Annotated in this window: 18 protein-coding genes; all 18 read right to left on the bottom strand. The window is 56.7% G+C overall.

Going from position 1 to position 17,170, the window contains the following annotated elements; all coding sequences use genetic code 11:
* Complete coding sequence (locus tag FRD01_RS15745) at window positions 1-810, bottom strand: hypothetical protein (protein WP_146961289.1); 810 nt, start codon at window positions 808-810, stop codon at window positions 1-3.
* A 2-nt stretch (window positions 811-812) separates the two neighbouring features.
* Entirely contained in the window at window positions 813-1,376 is a 564-nt protein-coding gene (locus FRD01_RS15740) for a HEAT repeat domain-containing protein (RefSeq protein ID WP_146961287.1), read from the bottom strand.
* Window positions 1,373-2,635, bottom strand: coding sequence for a M12 family metallo-peptidase (locus tag FRD01_RS15735; protein WP_146961285.1), 1,263 nt, complete (start codon window positions 2,633-2,635; stop codon window positions 1,373-1,375). Before FRD01_RS15735 ends, FRD01_RS15740 begins: the two co-directional genes overlap by 4 nt.
* Before the next feature lie 74 nt (window positions 2,636-2,709).
* Complete coding sequence (locus tag FRD01_RS15730; RefSeq protein WP_146961283.1) at window positions 2,710-3,603, bottom strand: lysylphosphatidylglycerol synthase transmembrane domain-containing protein; 894 nt, start codon at window positions 3,601-3,603, stop codon at window positions 2,710-2,712.
* A gap of 52 nt (window positions 3,604-3,655) precedes the next feature.
* Window positions 3,656-4,627: a hypothetical protein gene (locus FRD01_RS15725; RefSeq protein ID WP_146961281.1), complete on the bottom strand. Its 972-nt coding sequence runs from the start codon at window positions 4,625-4,627 to the stop codon at window positions 3,656-3,658.
* Window positions 4,628-4,630: 3 nt separating this feature from the next.
* Complete coding sequence (gene kynU, locus FRD01_RS15720; protein ID WP_146961279.1) at window positions 4,631-5,830, bottom strand: kynureninase; 1,200 nt, start codon at window positions 5,828-5,830, stop codon at window positions 4,631-4,633.
* Window positions 5,830-6,294 (bottom strand): hypothetical protein, encoded by a 465-nt coding sequence (locus FRD01_RS15715; protein WP_146961277.1) that lies wholly within the window; start codon window positions 6,292-6,294, stop codon window positions 5,830-5,832. Before FRD01_RS15715 ends, kynU begins: the two co-directional genes overlap by 1 nt.
* Window positions 6,295-6,298: 4 nt before the next feature.
* Window positions 6,299-7,429: a hypothetical protein gene (locus FRD01_RS15710; protein ID WP_146961275.1), complete on the bottom strand. Its 1,131-nt coding sequence runs from the start codon at window positions 7,427-7,429 to the stop codon at window positions 6,299-6,301.
* A gap of 75 nt (window positions 7,430-7,504) precedes the next feature.
* Window positions 7,505-8,389 carry an alpha/beta fold hydrolase gene (locus FRD01_RS15705; protein ID WP_146961273.1) on the bottom strand — a complete coding sequence of 295 codons (885 nt, stop codon included), beginning with the start codon at window positions 8,387-8,389 and terminating at the stop codon, window positions 7,505-7,507.
* Window positions 8,389-9,381, bottom strand: coding sequence for a BtrH N-terminal domain-containing protein (locus FRD01_RS15700; RefSeq protein WP_146961271.1), 993 nt, complete (start codon window positions 9,379-9,381; stop codon window positions 8,389-8,391). The genes FRD01_RS15705 and FRD01_RS15700 overlap by 1 nt, the downstream gene beginning before the upstream one ends.
* A 50-nt stretch (window positions 9,382-9,431) precedes the next feature.
* Window positions 9,432-9,605, bottom strand: coding sequence for a hypothetical protein (locus FRD01_RS24405; protein WP_249755664.1), 174 nt, complete (start codon window positions 9,603-9,605; stop codon window positions 9,432-9,434).
* An 88-nt stretch (window positions 9,606-9,693) separates the two neighbouring features.
* The gene (locus tag FRD01_RS15695) at window positions 9,694-10,938 is read right to left on the bottom strand and encodes a flagellar hook protein FlgE (protein ID WP_146961269.1); all 1,245 of its coding nucleotides are present in this window, start codon (window positions 10,936-10,938) and stop codon (window positions 9,694-9,696) included.
* 20 nt (window positions 10,939-10,958) lie between these two features.
* On the bottom strand, window positions 10,959-11,621 hold the full coding sequence (locus FRD01_RS15690; RefSeq protein WP_146961268.1) for a flagellar hook assembly protein FlgD: 663 nt from the start codon (window positions 11,619-11,621) through the stop codon (window positions 10,959-10,961).
* Window positions 11,622-11,629: 8 nt separating this feature from the next.
* On the bottom strand, window positions 11,630-12,529 hold the full coding sequence (locus FRD01_RS15685) for a flagellar hook-length control protein FliK (protein ID WP_146961266.1): 900 nt from the start codon (window positions 12,527-12,529) through the stop codon (window positions 11,630-11,632).
* 19 nt (window positions 12,530-12,548) lie between these two features.
* A complete protein-coding gene (locus tag FRD01_RS15680) occupies window positions 12,549-13,925 on the bottom strand; it encodes a FliI/YscN family ATPase (protein ID WP_146961264.1) in 1,377 nt (458 codons plus the stop codon).
* A complete protein-coding gene (locus FRD01_RS15675; RefSeq protein ID WP_146961262.1) occupies window positions 13,925-14,599 on the bottom strand; it encodes a FliH/SctL family protein in 675 nt (224 codons plus the stop codon). The genes FRD01_RS15680 and FRD01_RS15675 overlap by 1 nt, the downstream gene beginning before the upstream one ends.
* Window positions 14,589-15,608, bottom strand: coding sequence for a flagellar motor switch protein FliG (fliG, locus tag FRD01_RS15670; RefSeq protein ID WP_146961260.1), 1,020 nt, complete (start codon window positions 15,606-15,608; stop codon window positions 14,589-14,591). Before fliG ends, FRD01_RS15675 begins: the two co-directional genes overlap by 11 nt.
* Window positions 15,609-15,617: 9 nt before the next feature.
* On the bottom strand, window positions 15,618-17,168 hold the full coding sequence (gene fliF, locus FRD01_RS15665) for a flagellar basal-body MS-ring/collar protein FliF (protein WP_146961258.1): 1,551 nt from the start codon (window positions 17,166-17,168) through the stop codon (window positions 15,618-15,620).
* Window positions 17,169-17,170 lie beyond the last annotated feature (2 nt).

Raw genomic sequence — 17,170 nt, 5'->3', positions numbered from 1 at the left:
TTATCCGAGGATCACATCGATCTCACAGCCTTCGTTCGTGCCTCGCCAGCCCGGCGACACGATCCAAGCTTTGCCGCCTCGCGAGAGATGCGTGGCGAGCCGCAAGTGATCTTGTTCGCTCGAAGGATCGAAGCTCCATTTGACCCCATGTGGACGTTCTTCGACGCCAAAAATATTCCCGCCGCGTGCGATATCCACAAGGGTTTCCACCGGCGGCAAGGTCAATCGGTACACAAAGCTATCTTGAGGATGTGTATGGATCGCCGGTCGATGAATCTGAATCTGCATGGGTCCAAAGCGCGCGTGCACTCGGATCGCTGGATTGTTGAACTGCGTGACGCCAACCTGAGTCTTTGCGCCGAGCACCGCCAGCGCAAGCGCTTTGGTGCGCGTGGCCAGGCCCTGACCCGCAATATGGCTGTGCAACGAGAATCCGCTCACGCAGCCGGGCTCAACGCTCAGCGCCGCGCAATACTCGGAGATCGGCACCCAACCTTCGTAATCGTCCTCAAGCTCGAGGAACTCCCAGGTGTCGTCGTCCACATCGTCGCTATGCAGCATGTAGCCGATCATCGCGGTCGGGAGGATGCCGCAGTCGAGCATCACCCACATCGGCATGCCCATATCCTTGGGGCCACCAAACGCGAGCTGATTGTTGTAGTTAAGAATGCGACCGAACTCGGCGTTCTCCTCATCTTCGACATGAAGTACGTGAAGCTTCTGGCCGAAATCATGTCCGAGGTGCAAGTACTCGACGTTCGGCCCGAAGGTCAGGACGTAGGGTACAAATTTATCCGAGTATTGGTCCATAATCAGAGTCCTTTCCGACGCCGCTCAGAGCGCTCCACAAGTTTGTTCAGTTCGGCATTACTTCGAAGCTCCTTGAGCAACTCTTCGGCCCTTTTAGACACGTTCCAGCCCAATGCTCGGACGGACCACTCGCGCACGTAGAGGCTCGAGTCCTTCACGCCGTCGCGGGCGGCGGCGAACGCACGCTCAGGGTCGTCTACGCCCCAATTTACGCCGATGGTGTAGACCGCCATCGCGCGCAATTCCTCTTGGTCCAGCGTCTGAGCGGACTCGAGGAAAACCAAGGTCTCAGCGTCTTTGTAGTTTGAAAGCAAGGTCAGCGCACGCTTTCTGACGTAGAGTTGTTCGCTCGAGTCTTGCACGCGGGCTTTAAGGAAAGCCTTCGCATTCGGGTGCGCCGCTTCAAGCTGCGAAGCGGTAAAGACCTCGTCAATGCTTCTCAACATACCGAGCAATCGTGACTCAGCTTGAGGAACCACCACGTCTGGTTTTGGCACGTCTTGTGCCGAGGCCGAAAAAGGAGCCATACATCCTAGAACTACGCAAAATGTGTAAAACTTCTTCATTGAGCGTCTCCTGTTCGCATCCAGTGGTTCAGGCGCATGGTGCGGCCCTGATTGGGGCTCAAGGTGGTGCCCGCCCCGGAATTGTGCATCAAGTAGGTCATGTTATTTTCAGGCGTGTCGACGAGTTGGTCGTGAATCTGCTGGCCACCACCGAAGTTCTGCTCGGACGTGTGGAAGAGGCCGAGGTAGTGCCCGACCTCGTGTGCCATGACGTGTGCCGAATTAGACGGTGCCTGAGGGTTCGGCTTGACCGCGATCGCCACACCGTTCTTGGAGGTTCCAAGCATATTCGCAGGCCCTGGGATTCCACCGGAGATCCCCAAAATCACACCGAAGCCGCCCGGGCCGTTGCCCTGCAGAAGCTCGTCAACAAAAAATACATTCACGGCATCTTGCGGCGCGCGGGCCGATTGCTCGAACATCTCAGCGAGGTCCGTACTCGAGCGGATCAAATTCTCGATCACGCGATAGTCGCCTTCGACATCGTTGTAGGTGATGTTGCCGAGCTCGACGTTCACCTGTGCGTACACTCGGTTAACTTCAGCGAGCAGGTTCTGGAAGGTCTGGTCGGTCTTGGCGGTCTCGGCCGTCCAGCCTTCAGCGCCCGTGAACCAGAGGTTCATGTCCAGAACACCGGTAGTTGGTTCAGCGGCTTCTACGCGTGCAAAGACTTGAACCTGCGCGGAATGAGTACCCGGCGAGAAGCTGAAACCGGACTGCACAAAGGAATAGAGATTGACTTTATGGGTGCCCGGTACGACCGCAACGTTCGGATTACCCGGAAGGATGGCGGCGAACGCGCCGTCCGAGGCTGAGATCCGCTGTGGACAAGAGAGGCAAAGACTCGGCGAGCCCTGATCAGAGGTGATCCAACCGGGGGTCACGACCGCGGAATCATCCCCATTTCTCCATCCGGATAAGGTCCAGTACGTAGGATACTCGCCCACCGCAACAACCATGACCGAGATGGTGTTCTCGGGGACCTCGAACGTGAGTTCAACGGAGTTTCCGTCGAAGCCCGTGGTGAGCTCCGTGTCGAGGAGTTCCACGATCTCTTCTCGCGGAGGCTGCTCGATGGGAGTGGTGCCATTGTTGGTCTCACCAGTCGTATTATTGTCCGCAATCGTATTGTTTGCGTTGTTGGAGCCGGTGTCATTGTTGGTCCCAGGAAGGATAATCAATGGCTCCTCTTTGGCGCCATCATCCGAACACGCTATCCATCCCAAACTCGCGATCACAATCATCAGAAATCGATTCATACTACCTCTGCTTGAACCCTGCCGGCGCGGAGGCTAGCAGAAACTAAAACCCATGTCGACGAACGCGCTCAAGCCTATGAGCCCGCTTTTATGCTTTTGTTCAGCATGAACGGCAGCCCCACCGCACTGAAAATACCGAGGGTCACGAAGGCGTAACCGAGGCTTGCTGCCAAGACCTTGGCCTCCGGTACCGGCCCAAGCAGGCCCAGCGCCATCACAAATCCGGCATCACGCGTACCCATCCCGCCCACGGTGACGGGCAAGAGCCCGGCAAAAAGGGCGAGCGGCCACGAGGCGAGTGTATTCATCCAACTCACGCCGGCATCGAGTGAAACCAAAAGCGCATAGACGATTCCAACATTCGCCATCCACGCAAAAATGCTGATGACGTTGACCGCCAGAAATGCGGAAGGCCTAGCTCGCATCACCCCAAACGCGTGCAAAAACCTATCGAGCTTCTCGGCCTTTTTCTTGATCACGGGAATCTTGTGGTACGCGCGATTGAGCACAATCCCAAAGACGAAGACCCATTCAGCGAGCAGAATCAACAAGGCCAGCCCGAAAGCCTCCCAATAGCCGACCATCGCACTTCCAAAGAGTGTCAGAAGGCAGAGCGATTGCACGTCGATCATCCGCTCCACAACTACGGCTCCCGAGCCTTCCATCGGCGGGCAGAGGTCGCGCAGAATCCACGCCCGCACCAGATCGCCTGCGCGAGACGGCGTAATCAGGGCAAGTGGCCATGTGGACATAATCGCATCTGTGGCCCTCAGAAAAGGAATGGGATACCCCATTGCCTTGAGAACCATCTGCAGCCGGAAAATCGCGGCGACAACGGCCAGCACCATAATCCCGAGGGAAATAGCCAGCCAGAGAGGGTCGGCTGATTTCGCCGCCTCCCAAAAATCCTCTAGACCCGCCAACTGTTGGACCAAAACCCAGACGATCAGCCCTGTGATCGCGAGCATCGGGAGGATTCGCCAATCGAACCTGATTAGGTTCCGCGGATTGGAGCCCGGTTCACTCAAGCACGCCCCCGTGTTCAAAGAGCGTCGGCTTCCACACCCGCAGGAGCTGCCCAACAACCTCTTCGGCCTTAAGACGCGCCAAATCGCCGGCCATCAAACCCCGCACCACAGACTCTTCCGCCAGAGCTTCGAGGTTGAGCTTCCCGGAGAATTCGATGCCTTGTGGGGTCTTGATATTGGAGATTTCCAGGGTCTCTGAATCCAGATCGTAGGTGATTTGCGCCACCCCAAAAGTCCGCTCGATAATTGCCTTAAGAATCTCAAGGTCAATGGTTGCGAAAAGTTCGAAATCGGCATCCGTAAGCTTTTGTGAGCGCGACTTGCCTAGCCACGCTGCGGCATTTGGAGGCAGGCCTATCTCGAGCTCATCTGTCTCGAATTCGTCGGCATCTGTCTCGGGTTCTTCATCGCTCGACTCACTCGGACGGAGGCCGAGTGTTCCAGATTTCATCTCGATCCAGAGCTCGTCATCCTCGCTCGACGCCTGATCGGCGAGCCCTCTCCAACACATCCTCAAACTCAGTGGACGCCCGAGCCGGCCTAAGATTTGCGCCTCGGTCAACAACTCCTCAGCTTCCGGCGGCGGCGAAAACCCAGGCAGCGCCTGCGGATCAAGGCGGCGCTCAGGAATCAACACATAACGCACGCCGGCATTACGCGCCCAAAACCCACGGATCAAGCCTGAATCATCTGGAAAACCGAGCGTCAGCGTCGACCGCTCAACATGCTCCGGCCCACACTGCTCACCGCAATTCTCACACTCATAGCCGCCCTTGAGGTACGCGCAAGCCACGAGCTCTTTATACGTAGAAACGGTCAAATCCTCGAAAGGTGTGGCATGGTAGAACCGCTGAATCTGAGGGTGTTTGCAAAGCCCACACGCCATATCCAGATCGGCAATGACCATCAAGAGTGGTGCCCCGTCGAGCCCAGGTGAAAAATGAAACACAAAGGGTTCGGCCATGTTTTATGCCAGGGTGCTCAGAATCGAGACGAATCGTTCCACATCATCAAAATCGTTGTAGAGCGGCGCGAGCGCGATTCGAATCACGTCTGGTTCGCGCCAATCACAAATCACGCCGGCGGCGCTGAGTTTCTCAAAAAGAGAACGCCCTTTCGGCACTCTGAACGAGAGCTGCGAGCCGCGGTCTTTGGGGTCGCGAGGGGTGATGACCTCGTAGGAATCGTTTTGTGGCAGTGCCTCGAGCAAAGCGCTCGTCAGTGCGACCGAGCGCTCACGAAGAGCCGGCATCGTAGCGGCTTCAAAAAGCCCGAGCGAAACCTTAAGCGCCACCATGTTGAAGACAGGGGCGTTCGAGAGCTGCCAGGCATCCGCGCCGCGTGCGGGTTTGAACTCACGCGTCATCTTAAAGCGTGTGTCCGGATCGTGCCCCCACCAACCCTGAAAACGAGGTAGATCCTCATCAAAATGCTTCTCGTGCACGAAGATGCCGCTCGCGGCACCCGGCCCGGCGTTCAGATATTTGTAGGAACACCAGGTGGCGAAATCCACGCCCCACTCATGAAGCTTGAGGTGCAAGTTTCCGGCAGCATGGGCCAGGTCCCATCCTGAGACGGCGCCAGCCGCGTGGGTAGCCGCAGTGATGCGCGCGATATCAAAGGCCTGGCCCGTGTAGTAGTTGACACCACCGAAGAGAACGAGCGCAACTTGGTCCCCCTCCTTCTCCAAGTACTCCTCGACGTCCTCAGTTCTAAGCGTCGACTCGCCTTCTCGAGGCTTGAATTCTACGACGGCTTCTTTCGGGTCAAAGCCATGGAATCGCGCCTGGGAGTCCACTGCGTACTGATCTGAGGGAAACGCGCCGGCCTCGATCACGATCTTAAACCGCTCTTTAGTGGGGCGGTAGAACGAGACCATGAGGAGGTGCAGGTTGTTTGTGAGCGTACCTAAAGCCGCCACCTCGAGCTCCTTGGCTCCGAGCACGTGCGCCAGCGGGCGACGAAATGGCTCGTGGTAGCTCACCCATGGATTTTTGGCGTGGAAATGGCCTTCCACACCGTAATTGGCCCAGTCCTCGAGCTCCTGGTGCATGGCCTCTTTAACGCCACGAGGCTGCAAGCCAAGGGAGTTGCCGCAGAGGTAGACCGCCGGTGTGCCATCGGTGTGCCGAGGCAACAAGAATTCGTCTCTAAATGAGGGGAGCATCAGTGCATATCTCGGAATTCGGGGACCCGGAAATCAACCGCACGGATGATATCGAAGATTTCGAGCGTGCATTTGAGGCCGCTGCTCGGGAACTTGATGACGTTATTCTCAAACTCAGCGAGGAACAAAATGGGGTCGGCCACACGATTGTACCCGAGCTGAACGAGAGTATTTTCGGGGATCATCTCGTCATGGGAGAGATAGATCGGCTCATTCATCACATAGTAGCCTTCGGGCCTAAGAGGCATGAGGGTTTCCACGAATCCAGGGTCTCGGACGAGATAACCCTTATCGTGGAAAGTCCAGCGGTTCTGGCTATTGGACGCGGGCAAAAGCAGGAGCGGCGGCCCTTGCTGCGAGTGGTTATGAAAGTAGACCAGCAGGTTTTCTTTGACCCACTCTTCTTTTCCGGACAAAGCCTGCTGCGTCTTGTAAATTCCACAGGGAGGAAGTGTCGTACTCATGGGACTATCTTTTCTGACCTGAAGTTCGTTTGGCATAAAGCGTCTTTGCCTGACGGGCGACCTGAGATGGGATGTTTCGGTTGTTCTGAAGTTGCTTCAAATCGTTGGTTCGAAGGAAATTCAGGAAACTCAGGGTCTTATCAAGCGGGGTCTTAGGGTTTTCAACCAGGGCTTTCTGAATATCGTAATGCCGAGTCCAGTCGCGGTTCTGCGAGATGTACGCGATCACTGCATCCGGCATCGACTTGTTATTAGCCCAGAGTTTTGCATCCGTATACTGCACACGTGGGTTTGTAACCGCCGCATTGTGCACAAGTCGGTTCGCGTCGCGCACCAGAATATGGACTGCTTCGCGGCTTCCTACCGAAGCGAGCCGGATTTTCTGTGAAATACTCATCACGGCAATCTGGGCGGCGAGCGTGCGTTCAACTTCGTCGTCGATCTCCTCTTCATCAGCGGAGTCTGGATCGGGAACCTTCGCCCCTTTGTCTTTGGCCTTGAGCTGGTGTTGGTCCCAGTTAACCACCTTATCAAAATGCTCGGCATCCACACCTCCACTGAAGATATCCTGCCCAGAATCAAGTGCGGTGGAGAGCCCGGGTATTCCCTCGAGCTTGATTTTATTGCGGTGCGCAAGCTCGACCACGCGATCCACGGTGGCCGCACGCGCGTTGGGGTTGAGGTAGAGCTGCTCAATAATCTGTGGCGTAGCCAGGAGGCGAACCTGGTTGGTGGCAATAATCTCTGTAACCTTCACCGGAGCACGGCGGGCGAGCCTCGCCACGGTAAGCCCGGACATGGTGGCGTTGGCGAGCATGGCCTCAAGCCCGGCCTCATCGGTCCGATAATCGGCGAGCCAGTCCAAAACCCCTTCGTGTTTCACGGTCCTCGCCGCAGCGTTGAAAATCTCCGGCGGCATGTCCTTGACTGATTTGGTGGCCGCCTCTCGGATGGACTGGTCGTCGGTCTGCGCAACCGTGTAGAGAATAAGCAGAGTCTGCTCGGGCGGAAGCGGCAACATGCCCTTGGCCGCCATCATCTTCATCTGCGGCGGGGCGCCTGGCTCAAGGTGTTGCTTGAAGTTCGCGGGTATCGCGCTCAGGTCGGCCGCCGTCCTTTCAACATGCAAAGACATACGGAGCTCCTTTGGGGTTTGGTCGCCTTATTTTGTACACTTATCTGGGCTCGGTGTACACACGCGCCTTGTGCTCTAGAGGAGAGATAGAAGCAAGGCGTTGAATTCCGAGGCGCACATCAATTGCGGTGAGTGCGCACAATTCTCGATCGGATGGAATCTGCCCTTTCCAAGTGCTGCCATTTCGCGGCCGAGCTCGGGCGAGAGAAGGCCATCATCCATACCCCAGATCACCTCGAGCTCAGGTTGCATCCCGCTCAACTCATCTCGGAACGACGGCGTTTGCTCAATCGCGTCCCAAATCCGAGGAACTCTCAGACGACCTTCACGCATAAAATCGCGCAACATAATGTCCGGCGGCATGATCGCATCCGGGCCCATCACTTTGCGCAAGGTCGCGCGCATCCCACCCGTAGATGACGGCATAAACATTTGGCGATCGGCCACATACGGCATTCCCGCGCCATTGACCGAAACCACGCGCTCCACCTGCTCTGGATGATCTAACGCGTAGCGCACCACCACGAACCCGCCGAGCGAATTTCCAACCAGCGTTACCTTCTCACCGGCGGGCACGCGCTCTTTGATCAAACGCCCCAAGAAGTTCTGCGGATCGCCCGGATCCACCTTGTATCCCGAAGGCTCTGACTCACCATGGGCCGGTAAATCCATCACCAAGACATGGTGTTCTTCCATCAAGGGCCCGACCGTCTGCATCCAGCCACCTGCATGGTCCTGAAGGCCGTGCACCAAGATCACCGTAGGCCCCTCGCCGCCCTCAAAATACGAAATCCTATCACCGCCAGCAGTCTCGATGATGGCATGTTCCGTGCCGGAAAGACTCAATGCTGCGCGCTGCAAACCCCAGCCTATAGCTGCCGGCTTGGCCAAGACGGCCAGCACACACCAATAGACCAAGGTGATGAGTGCGGCCCCAATCTTCCATTTAAGCGGCCACATCAGCTAAGCCTTTCTTCGACTTGGTCCCAAAACATGGACTCAAATTGGTACACAGCTTCGGCGAGCGATTCAATATGGGCGAGCACCTGAGGGTCCGGAGACTGGCTTTCGGAGGCGAGCTGAAAGCGATCCGCCAGAGTTGTCCAAGCCGACGCGGCACGAGACATACCGACATGAAGCTGCGCCTCCTTGATCGCAGGCACAAACTCCAGCGCTTCCATCAAGTAATCCCTGTAGAGGCGCCTGAAATTTCCGCCACCCGTGCCTCGTTTTTCGATCACCTGGTAGGCGTATCGGTAGCACCACGCCGCGTCCGGTTGCTCAATCCACGAGCCCACATCGTCAGCAAAGTTGCGCATGGCGCCAAGACCAGCCACATCACTCTCAACCGCCATTGTCTCCGCATTGATTTTGAGGGCCTTTAGAACGGCCTCGGGCCCCGGCGCCACCGGCGAACCTTCCAGAGTCCAACTCGCGTGTCGCGCGTAGCCCATCGGCCCGTGATGCGAGCGCCTCGACAAAGCCAGAGCCTCAAGCGGCACCTCCTGCAAACCCTCAAAATGGGTATCGGCTACCAGCGCGATCTTGCGGGCCTCATCCCAGCCCGCCACGACTATTCGGTGACCGTTAAACGGCGTCCGAGAGCCCCAATACGGAAGTTCTTTGAGGTCGCACTGCAACATCACGGGCTTGTCGGCTTCGAGCGCCTCTCTGACATGCTCCCAGGCTTCTTCAGGGCTATCCGTGTTGCGCTCAACAAGTTCTACGCCCAGTCGGTCGGCCGCACACTGCTCAAGATTCCAACCTCGCCCCATCACCGTCCGCGTAGGGCTCAAGCCTTCGCCCCTCAGGTAGACGAACGCGAGCCCACTACCGAGACCAAAAATCATAGGCTCGCTGAGTTCAAGCCCGGCCCAGCGCACCAGATCGCGCATGGCCGTGCTCCCACAATGCGCCCCTGGACTATGTTCGAATCCGCTTACAACCTTCATGGCTCGCTCCGTATACACCGAGCCACGCTACGTTCTAGCAAGCGCAGTGTCTAGCCGCTGATTTGAGACGACTCTTCGGAGCGCGGAACGGCGTACAATTTTCGGGTCTTTTGCGGCTCGGAGAGGGCCTCGATTAGTGTCCACTCAAACGCGGTTACTTCGGTAATCATTCTGACACGCATCGAACGTGGCCGCCTTTTGGATTTCTTCTCTTGGTCTTCCATGGTGCAACTCCTCTTCATGGCTCTTTATGGTCTTTTTAACCTCTCACAAAAGACTCATCGGCACGCTCCATGGCAAACTTTAGAAGAATTATCGCTTGATGTTCATAACCTCTTGCAACATCTGGTCGCTGGTCGAGATGGTGCGCGAGTTGGCCTGGTAGCCTCGCTGGGCCGCGATCATCTTCACAAACTCATGGGCCAGGTCCACATTGGAGGCCTCCAGCGCCCCGGAGATGATGGCCCCACGCCCGCCCGAAGACGCCACACCGACGAGCGGGTCGCCGCTTTTCGGCGTTTGCTTGTAGAGATTTCCGCCGGCACGCTCGAGCTCATGAGGCGCTTCGAAATTCGCCAACGCAACCTGTCCGAGTGCCGACTCCTGACCATTCGAGAACACACCGACAATGCTGCCATCCGCGTCGATCCGAAGGTCACGAATCTCGCCGGCCGCCCACCCATCTTGGGAGGCTCGACGCTGAGTCGACGCCCCGGAGTATTGCGTTGTTTTGTCAAAGACCAAGGCCAAATCTTGGGGTTGGGTGGCACCTACCGGTTGGAAGTTCATCGCATTCGGTGTGTGGGCCACGAGCTCACCGTCCGTGTTGAACTCGAGCGTTCCGTCACCGATCTCCGATGGCGTACCGGGCGTTCCACCCTGCACACTCTCTCCATCCACAAGGACTCGATATTCCCATTGATTATCGGCCGTTTTTCGATAGTAGACTTCCGCCTGAACCGGATTACCGAGAGAGTCATAAAGCGTGGTTGAAGACGAGAAATTGCTCGTCGCAGCAGGGTTCGCGGGGTCCCAAGGATCAGTCAAGACCTCGGCACTCGAATCCAGATTGAGCTCCAGCTTCAACTCGGAAGTTGCCTGTGGGGGCGACGTTAGCTGGCCGACCTGCAGGTCTCCCGTTCTCGAGAGTACACGCCCCTCATCGTCCACACCATAACCTTGCAACCTAAGACCTTGTGGTGAGGAGATGAACCCTTCTTGGTCAATTACGAACTGGCCGGCGCGCGAAAAGAACTCGGTGGACTCACCGTTGACTTCGCCTCGAACCACGAAGAACCCACCGCCCGCAATGGCGAGGTCAGTGACTTGACCGGTCATGTCAAGTGCGCCCTGGTCGAAGAGCTGCTGTACCGACCCAGCGCTGACTCCGTCTCCAATACCGAGCATCGTATTGCCGATCACATCCGAGAAATTCAGACGTCCAGCCTTGAACCCGGTTGTATTCACATTCGCAATATTATCCCCGATCATGGACATGGCTCGGCCGTTGGCGTTGAGGCCGCTAAGTCCCGTATTCATCGACTTCATGATGCTCATATCGTGCTCCTTAAAGGTGTCTAAATGGTTTTGACTTCGATGACTTCACCTAGCGACGCGGAGGTGTTTTCATCAAAAAGTAGTCGGGGAAATCCATCGGCAAACGTGATGCCTTTGACCGTACGGGTCGCATAGTTTTGCGTGGCTACCGTCTCGCCGCTCTCTGACTCGGCATGAACCGAGAATGTGTATGTGCCATCGGATAGCGTGTTGCCGTTATCGTCTTTTCCATCCCATGTGACGGAGTGGTCACCTGGTTCACGGCCACTGAGTGTCAGCGTTCGAACCACGCGTCCGTCCTTGTCTTTGACTAGAACCTCTACCTCGGAGGCCTCGCCCTCGATGGAGAAGCCGAATCCATGAGACACCGCTCCGTCTTTGACCACCACGTCAGAACTCGAAACTCGAACGTCTTGACCAATGAACGAAACGACCTGGGCGCTAGTATTCGCCGACTGGGCCATCGCCATATTCTGCATACTCGAGCTTAAGTTTTCGAGTTTCTCCACCGTCGCCATCTGACTGAGTTGCGAGACGAACGCCTGATTATCCATCGGACTCAGTGGGTCTTGCTGGGCGAGCTGCGTGGTCAAGAGGCGCAAGAAGTCGTCTTTATCGAGGTCCTTCTTGGGCGCCTTGGGTGGGGCCATGGCATTGGCATTGAGTACATCGTTGAGTTTCATCGTTTACCTCATGCAACCACGTAAATCCGGCCGCGAATGGCCATGTAGTGCCACCGTTGTTCTTTCGGCGCCTCGGCATGGTTCTCCCCTTCTTCCTGCACATTGTGGGCCACCTTTTCGGCATGAGCTCCTTCGTCTTGCGAGACATCTACGCTGACCTCGAGTCCCTGCGCTTCAAGTCCCGCGACAAGCTCATGCACACTGTCCTGAATCAGCTTGGCGACTTCGGGTCGAATGGTGCGCATAGAGACTTGAGCCACCCCGTCTTTAACACTCAGCCTGAGCTCGACCTTTTCACCGTCCACATCGAGGCGCATCTGTGTCTCGCCGCCAGATTTGGTGCTCTTAAACTCTCGAACCTCCACCAGATTGGAGGCGGGCGTAGCGGCGTGCTCAAACCTCAAGGCAGTCTCCATCCGAACCTCATGTCCAGATAAATGCGTCGATACTTGCGGCGGCGCCTCAACCTGGAGCGGCTGGTTAGGTTGAGCGACCGTCAACGTTGCCAACACCTTAGCGCCTTGCCCATCTTGCAGGGGTGCGGATGAAAGAGGCGTTTTTACTTCGGTAGGTTGGTTCGCTTCTACGGCTGTCTTCACAGGTGTCTTCGCGGGCGGAACTTTGTTCCGCTCTGAATTCAGAAGGGGGATCTTTTTTCCGCCATCAGCCTGGGCAATCTTTTCCGTGGATTTCTCTGGGGCTTTGGTAAGCACATTGAGGAGCATCTCGGCCAAGACCTCAGCGCTCATACTCTCCGGCTCGCTCTTTTTCTCCTTTTGAGTCTTCAATGGCTTTTTCTCGGCCTTTTTCGCCTCCTCAAGCTCGGGGTTGAAGTCTTTCTCCGGCTTCCTTTTGACTTCAGGACGCGAGGGTTGAGGCTCATTGGATTGGATTCGAAGGTCTTGCATAGCGTTTTGGAACTCTCAGCTAGGACTTCAAGGGGACATAGGAGCGCGAAGCTTCTCGCCTAAACGGATTGGCAGTCTCGGCCTGCGGCACGACCACAGCCTCTTCAAGCGCCCGGATTGAGGCATCTAAACCCACGGCATCGTCAGGATTTTGCACCAGAAACTCTTTGAGCTTAGGGGCCATCAGGAGTGCGGTATCGTAGGTAGGGTTGGTGCCTTTTCGATAGGCCCCGAGGGATACAAGTTCGTTGGCGTTGTTGAGATCCACCATGAACTGCCTGAAGGTCTGTGCGGCGGCCTGGTGGACTTCATCGGTAACTTGTCGCATGACTCGGCTTACGCTCTTAACCACATCGATAGCGGGGTATTGCCCCTGCTCGGCGATAGAGCGCGAGAGAACAATATGGCCATCGGTGGTCCCGCGTACGGCATCACCTACGGGGTCGTCTGGGTCGTCACCTTCGACCAACGTCGTGTAAATAGCTGTAATACTGCCTTTCTCACCCATTCCGGTGCGTTCAAGAAGTCCTGGAATAAGAGCAAAGGCGCTCGGCGGATAACCACGTGTCGCAGGAGGCTCCCCAACACTAAGGCCGATCTCGCGCTGCGCCATCACCACACGAGTCAGGCTATCCATCAGAAGAAGCACGCGCAGCCCTTGCCCGCGGAAGTACTCCGCAATGGTGGTGGCGGTATTCGCCGCGCGAAGACGCATCGAAGGGGGTTCATCGCCCGTAGCAGCCACAACACACACGTGGCGCGCCAACGCACCGTCAACCCTCAGGTCGTTTTCAACAAACTCTTGAACCTCACGGCCGCGCTCTCCGATCAAGCCAATGACCACCACCTCGGCGTCGGTGTTACGAGCCATCATGCCCAGCAGCGTCGACTTCCCTACACCTGCTCCAGCCACAATCGCGATCCGCTGACCTTCACCGATCGTAAGCAGTCCGTTGATTGCGCGCACACCCAGGTCAAGAGGGCGCTGAATACCCTTTCGATGTAGCGGGTTGATCGGACGCGGCGAGTTGTTGATCGAAACCACGTCTTCCAGCTCACCAAGTCCGTCGATAGGCCGCCCTAGTCCATCAAGCACGCGGCCTAAGCACCCTGGCCCGACTTTGATTCCGCCGTCCCCACTGGTGCGCCGAACAGGGGTACCGACGCTCAGACCTTTTGACGACCCTAATGGCATCATCAAACACTTACCTTCACGAAGACCGACTATCTCGGCCATGATGGGGGGTTGGTTGGGGGGCGCGAGCACACAGGTCTCACCGATACTTGCATTCGGCAACACGGCTTCGACCATCATCCCGGTGACACGCGAGACGCGCCCACGATACTCAAAAGTGTCCACCTCTTTAAGCGATTGAAACCACTCTGCGTTGAACATCACTCCCCCATCGAGACTTCGGAGATAGAGACGAAGGCAGACTCCACAAGCCTGTCGAGGCGATCTTGCAAAATCCCTTCGATATGGCCGCCGTCTGAAACAATGCGGACGTCCCCTGGACTCAACGCGTTATCCCCGAGGATGGAGATACTCTTACCCATGGGGTCGTCCGGACGAAGCATGTGCAGGTGATTCTCCAGAATTGGGACCGCTGTCGGATTGACGTAGACGTGAATAGTATCGAGACCACACGCCCGTTGAATCGCTGCCCTGGTGATATGTACAACGGTCTCAGGAAGCTCGATCTCGCGCTCCAAGATCGCCTCGGCAAAGGCCCGGGACAAGTGAATCACAGCGTCTTCAGCATCATCCGTGAGCTCATCGATCGAGCTCAACAACTTGTCCAGTAGAGCCTTCTCAAGGGCGAGTTCTTCGCTCTGAGTGCGTCGGAATTCTTCTGAGGCAATGGCTCGGCCTTCGGCCAACCCCTCTTGATACGCTTGCTTGCGTGCAGCTTCGAGCTCGGCATGGTAGTCCATCTCAGGCTCGATATCAGACACGAAGGACCCTTCTTCGAGCGATTGTGGCTCGTGTTCCACTCTCTTGAGCGCCGAGAAATCCACAGTCCGAACCTCACTGGACCGCGAAAACACTTCGTCTTTCTTAGAGAACATCGTCACCCCCTCTTGGAAGCGTGAGGACACCTTCTTCTTCGAGCCTCATAGCGGCATCCACAATGGACTTCTGGGCGGCTTCCACATCGGCCAACCTCACCGGTCCCATGGCATCGATATCGTCGCGAAGCATGTCTGCGGCTCTCGACGACATGCTAGAGAACACAAGATTGCTGATGCCGTCCGAGGCACCCTTCATGGCGACAGCGAGCTGCTTGCTATCTAGCTCACGGAGCAGCCGCTGCATGGAGCGGGAATCCAGGGCTGTCAAATCGTCAAACGTGAAGAGCTTGGCCTTTAGCTCTCGCGCAAATTCGAGATCGACCGCCTCCAACGACTCCAGCACTGACTTCGAGGCGTCAGGCTTCATGGATTTCAGGACCTGAATGGTCTTTTGATCCGCGTTTCCGGGTTCTTCCTGCGCCACATTCATGGCTCGAAGTTCGGCCGCAAAGGTATCGCCAATCTCCTGCCTGACTTCCTCTGAAACACCTTTGAGGTGGGCCATGCGGTAGACGATATCCGGCACGAGGTCGGGGTCGAATTTTGAGAGCACCTCGCTCGAACGCTTGGGATCGATGCCGTCCAAGATTACTGCTGTGGTTTGTGGGTGCTCGTTTTCCAGAAGCTTTGCGAGCAAAGAGGTGTCGATGGCATTACAAAGCTCAAATGGGTCATCGAGCCGTCGCTTGGGCGAAAAGAGATTCTTTGCGCGGTCCTCACCGAGAGCTCTCTCGATCATCAACTGAAACACGCCACCAACCCCCTTCTTCGGAATATGACCTCCCTGAAAGTACTGCCGGAACTCAAGCAGAACCTCGGCCACTTCAGCAGGCGTTACGTTTTCAAGTCGCTGCGCCACATCGCCCAGATACCTGATCTCGTCTTCCGAGAGCCTCGTAAAGAGTTCACGAGCCACTTCGTCTCCAACCGTCAACACGAAGATCGCGGCTTTGCGTGCTCCGGCGCTCACGTTTGAATCCATCATCCTGGTGGCATTTGGTCTCATATCTATTCCTCAAGCGTGATTATCGGTACGAATCCAGTGGCTCAAAATCATCGCGGTCTTCTCGAGATCGCCCTCGCTCAGACCGATAACTTCCTGACGAAGCTGCCCAAGCTTCGCCCCCTCAACCGCAGGCACTTCACCCACCTCGCCGACCCTGCGCCCGACGATCTCGACCTCGACCTCTTCAGGCTTGTGCGCCGCAAGTTGTGCCGGAGCGGGTTTCAAGGACTGAGTCACTGGCCGCACCACAAAGAAGAAGAGCAAAAGGGCAAGGAACCCAAGCGTGGCGTAACGGGCCACAGGGACCATTACGCCCGGATCCACCCAGTCCATGGGACTCTCCTCAACGACGGGTGGCGCCATAAACGCGGCGGACGAGAGTTCGAACGCGTCACCACGAGCCTCCTCAATGCCGACAGCACTCTTAACAAGCGCCTCGAGTTCAGTGAGTTGTGCGGGGTCCTTGAGTGCGGCTTGGTCCACAAGCACAGCGACGCTGAGCCGCGCGATGCCTTGACCGTTCTGCGTGGTTTGAACCACACGTTTGCTCACCTCGTAGTTCGTCACCTGATCGATTTTGCTGGACGTCGCACTTTCGGGCGCGCGCTCCTGCACCTCAGCATTCAGGTTCGCCCCAATTCCAGGTGCTCCGCCCGCCACAGCCTTTCCATCCGAGGTCACGCTTTCTGAGCGCTGCTCGCTACGAATCGCAGTTTGTTCGGGGTCGAAAAGCTCGGCGGTCTCCACCACAACCTTAGTATCCATATCCACATGGACCTTTGCACGCACACCACTGGCACCCACGATCGGTGCGAGTAACTCGACGATCCTTTCTTCGATTTTGCCTTCCAATGCGCGAGCGTTGGCCATGGCTCCTTCACCCAAGAGGGTGTCCGTTTCGGGACGGGCGAGTAGTCGGCCATCTTGATCTACGAGCGTGACGTTATCGGGGCTCATCCCTTCCACAGCCGAAGCTACAAGATGCTGAATCGCCTGAACCTGAGCCGCCGGCAGAGTTGCTCCGCCGTCCATCTTCAGGACCACAGAAGCGGTGGTGGTCTTTTGATTCTCTGCGAAAAGCGAATCCTCAGGCATGACCAAGTGAACACGGGCATCCTTGACGTTTCGGATATGTTTGATGGTGCGCGCGAGCTCATTCTCCATGGCTCGCTTGAAATTCACCTTCTGCGTGAACGCGGTCATCCCGAAGTCTGACTCGTCGAAAAGCTCATACCCAGCCGCAGTGGAGTCGGTCACTCCAGTTCCTGCAATCTGCAGTCGAGCCTCATGAACCCGCTCACGAGGCACAGAAATCGTGCTCTCGTTGACGATCTTGAACGGAATCTGTCGCTTTCCGAGTTCTTCGGTGATCCGTGCCGCAGCTGTGGGCTCGAGGTCTGAGTAAAGGACCTTCCAGTCCGTTTGCGTCGCCTGCGAAACGATCCATCCAAACCCGAGGATTGCCACGGCCAACACACCCACAAAGGTGGCTTTCTGAGCCGAAGAGAACTGGCCCCAAATGCCCAGAATTTGAGCTTTGAACTGCTGAAGCTTCTCCATCG

The sequence above is a fragment of the Microvenator marinus genome (assembly GCF_007993755.1).
Taxonomy (GTDB): domain Bacteria; phylum Myxococcota_A; class Bradymonadia; order Bradymonadales; family Bradymonadaceae; genus Allomicrovenator; species Allomicrovenator marinus.
The sequence above is the reverse complement of the archived record's forward strand: the minus strand, read 5'-3'. Positions and strand labels throughout refer to the sequence as shown.

Bases quoted from the DNA above. Each gene is read 5' to 3' on its own strand.
- FRD01_RS15730 (WP_146961283.1), bottom strand. From the start codon at position 3,603: ATGCTCGCGATCACAGGGCTGATCGTCTGGGTTTTGGTCCAACAGTTG.
- FRD01_RS15695 (WP_146961269.1), bottom strand. From the start codon at position 10,938: ATGAGCATCATGAAGTCGATGAATACGGGACTTAGCGGCCTCAACGCC.
- fliG (WP_146961260.1), bottom strand. From the start codon at position 15,608: ATGAGACCAAATGCCACCAGGATGATGGATTCAAACGTGAGCGCCGGA.
- fliF (WP_146961258.1), bottom strand. From the start codon at position 17,168: ATGGAGAAGCTTCAGCAGTTCAAAGCTCAAATTCTGGGCATTTGGGGC.
- FRD01_RS15675 (WP_146961262.1), bottom strand. From the start codon at position 14,599: ATGTTCTCTAAGAAAGACGAAGTGTTTTCGCGGTCCAGTGAGGTTCGG.
- FRD01_RS24405 (WP_249755664.1), bottom strand. From the start codon at position 9,605: ATGGAAGACCAAGAGAAGAAATCCAAAAGGCGGCCACGTTCGATGCGT.
- FRD01_RS15705 (WP_146961273.1), bottom strand. From the start codon at position 8,389: ATGTGGCCGCTTAAATGGAAGATTGGGGCCGCACTCATCACCTTGGTC.
- FRD01_RS15725 (WP_146961281.1), bottom strand. From the start codon at position 4,627: ATGGCCGAACCCTTTGTGTTTCATTTTTCACCTGGGCTCGACGGGGCA.
- FRD01_RS15690 (WP_146961268.1), bottom strand. From the start codon at position 11,621: ATGAAACTCAACGATGTACTCAATGCCAATGCCATGGCCCCACCCAAG.
- FRD01_RS15735 (WP_146961285.1), bottom strand. From the start codon at position 2,635: ATGAATCGATTTCTGATGATTGTGATCGCGAGTTTGGGATGGATAGCG.
- FRD01_RS15745 (WP_146961289.1), bottom strand. From the start codon at position 810: ATGGACCAATACTCGGATAAATTTGTACCCTACGTCCTGACCTTCGGG.
- FRD01_RS15740 (WP_146961287.1), bottom strand. From the start codon at position 1,376: ATGAAGAAGTTTTACACATTTTGCGTAGTTCTAGGATGTATGGCTCCT.
- FRD01_RS15710 (WP_146961275.1), bottom strand. From the start codon at position 7,429: ATGTCTTTGCATGTTGAAAGGACGGCGGCCGACCTGAGCGCGATACCC.
- FRD01_RS15700 (WP_146961271.1), bottom strand. From the start codon at position 9,381: ATGAAGGTTGTAAGCGGATTCGAACATAGTCCAGGGGCGCATTGTGGG.
- kynU (WP_146961279.1), bottom strand. From the start codon at position 5,830: ATGCTCCCCTCATTTAGAGACGAATTCTTGTTGCCTCGGCACACCGAT.
- FRD01_RS15680 (WP_146961264.1), bottom strand. From the start codon at position 13,925: ATGTTCAACGCAGAGTGGTTTCAATCGCTTAAAGAGGTGGACACTTTT.
- FRD01_RS15715 (WP_146961277.1), bottom strand. From the start codon at position 6,294: ATGAGTACGACACTTCCTCCCTGTGGAATTTACAAGACGCAGCAGGCT.
- FRD01_RS15685 (WP_146961266.1), bottom strand. From the start codon at position 12,529: ATGCAAGACCTTCGAATCCAATCCAATGAGCCTCAACCCTCGCGTCCT.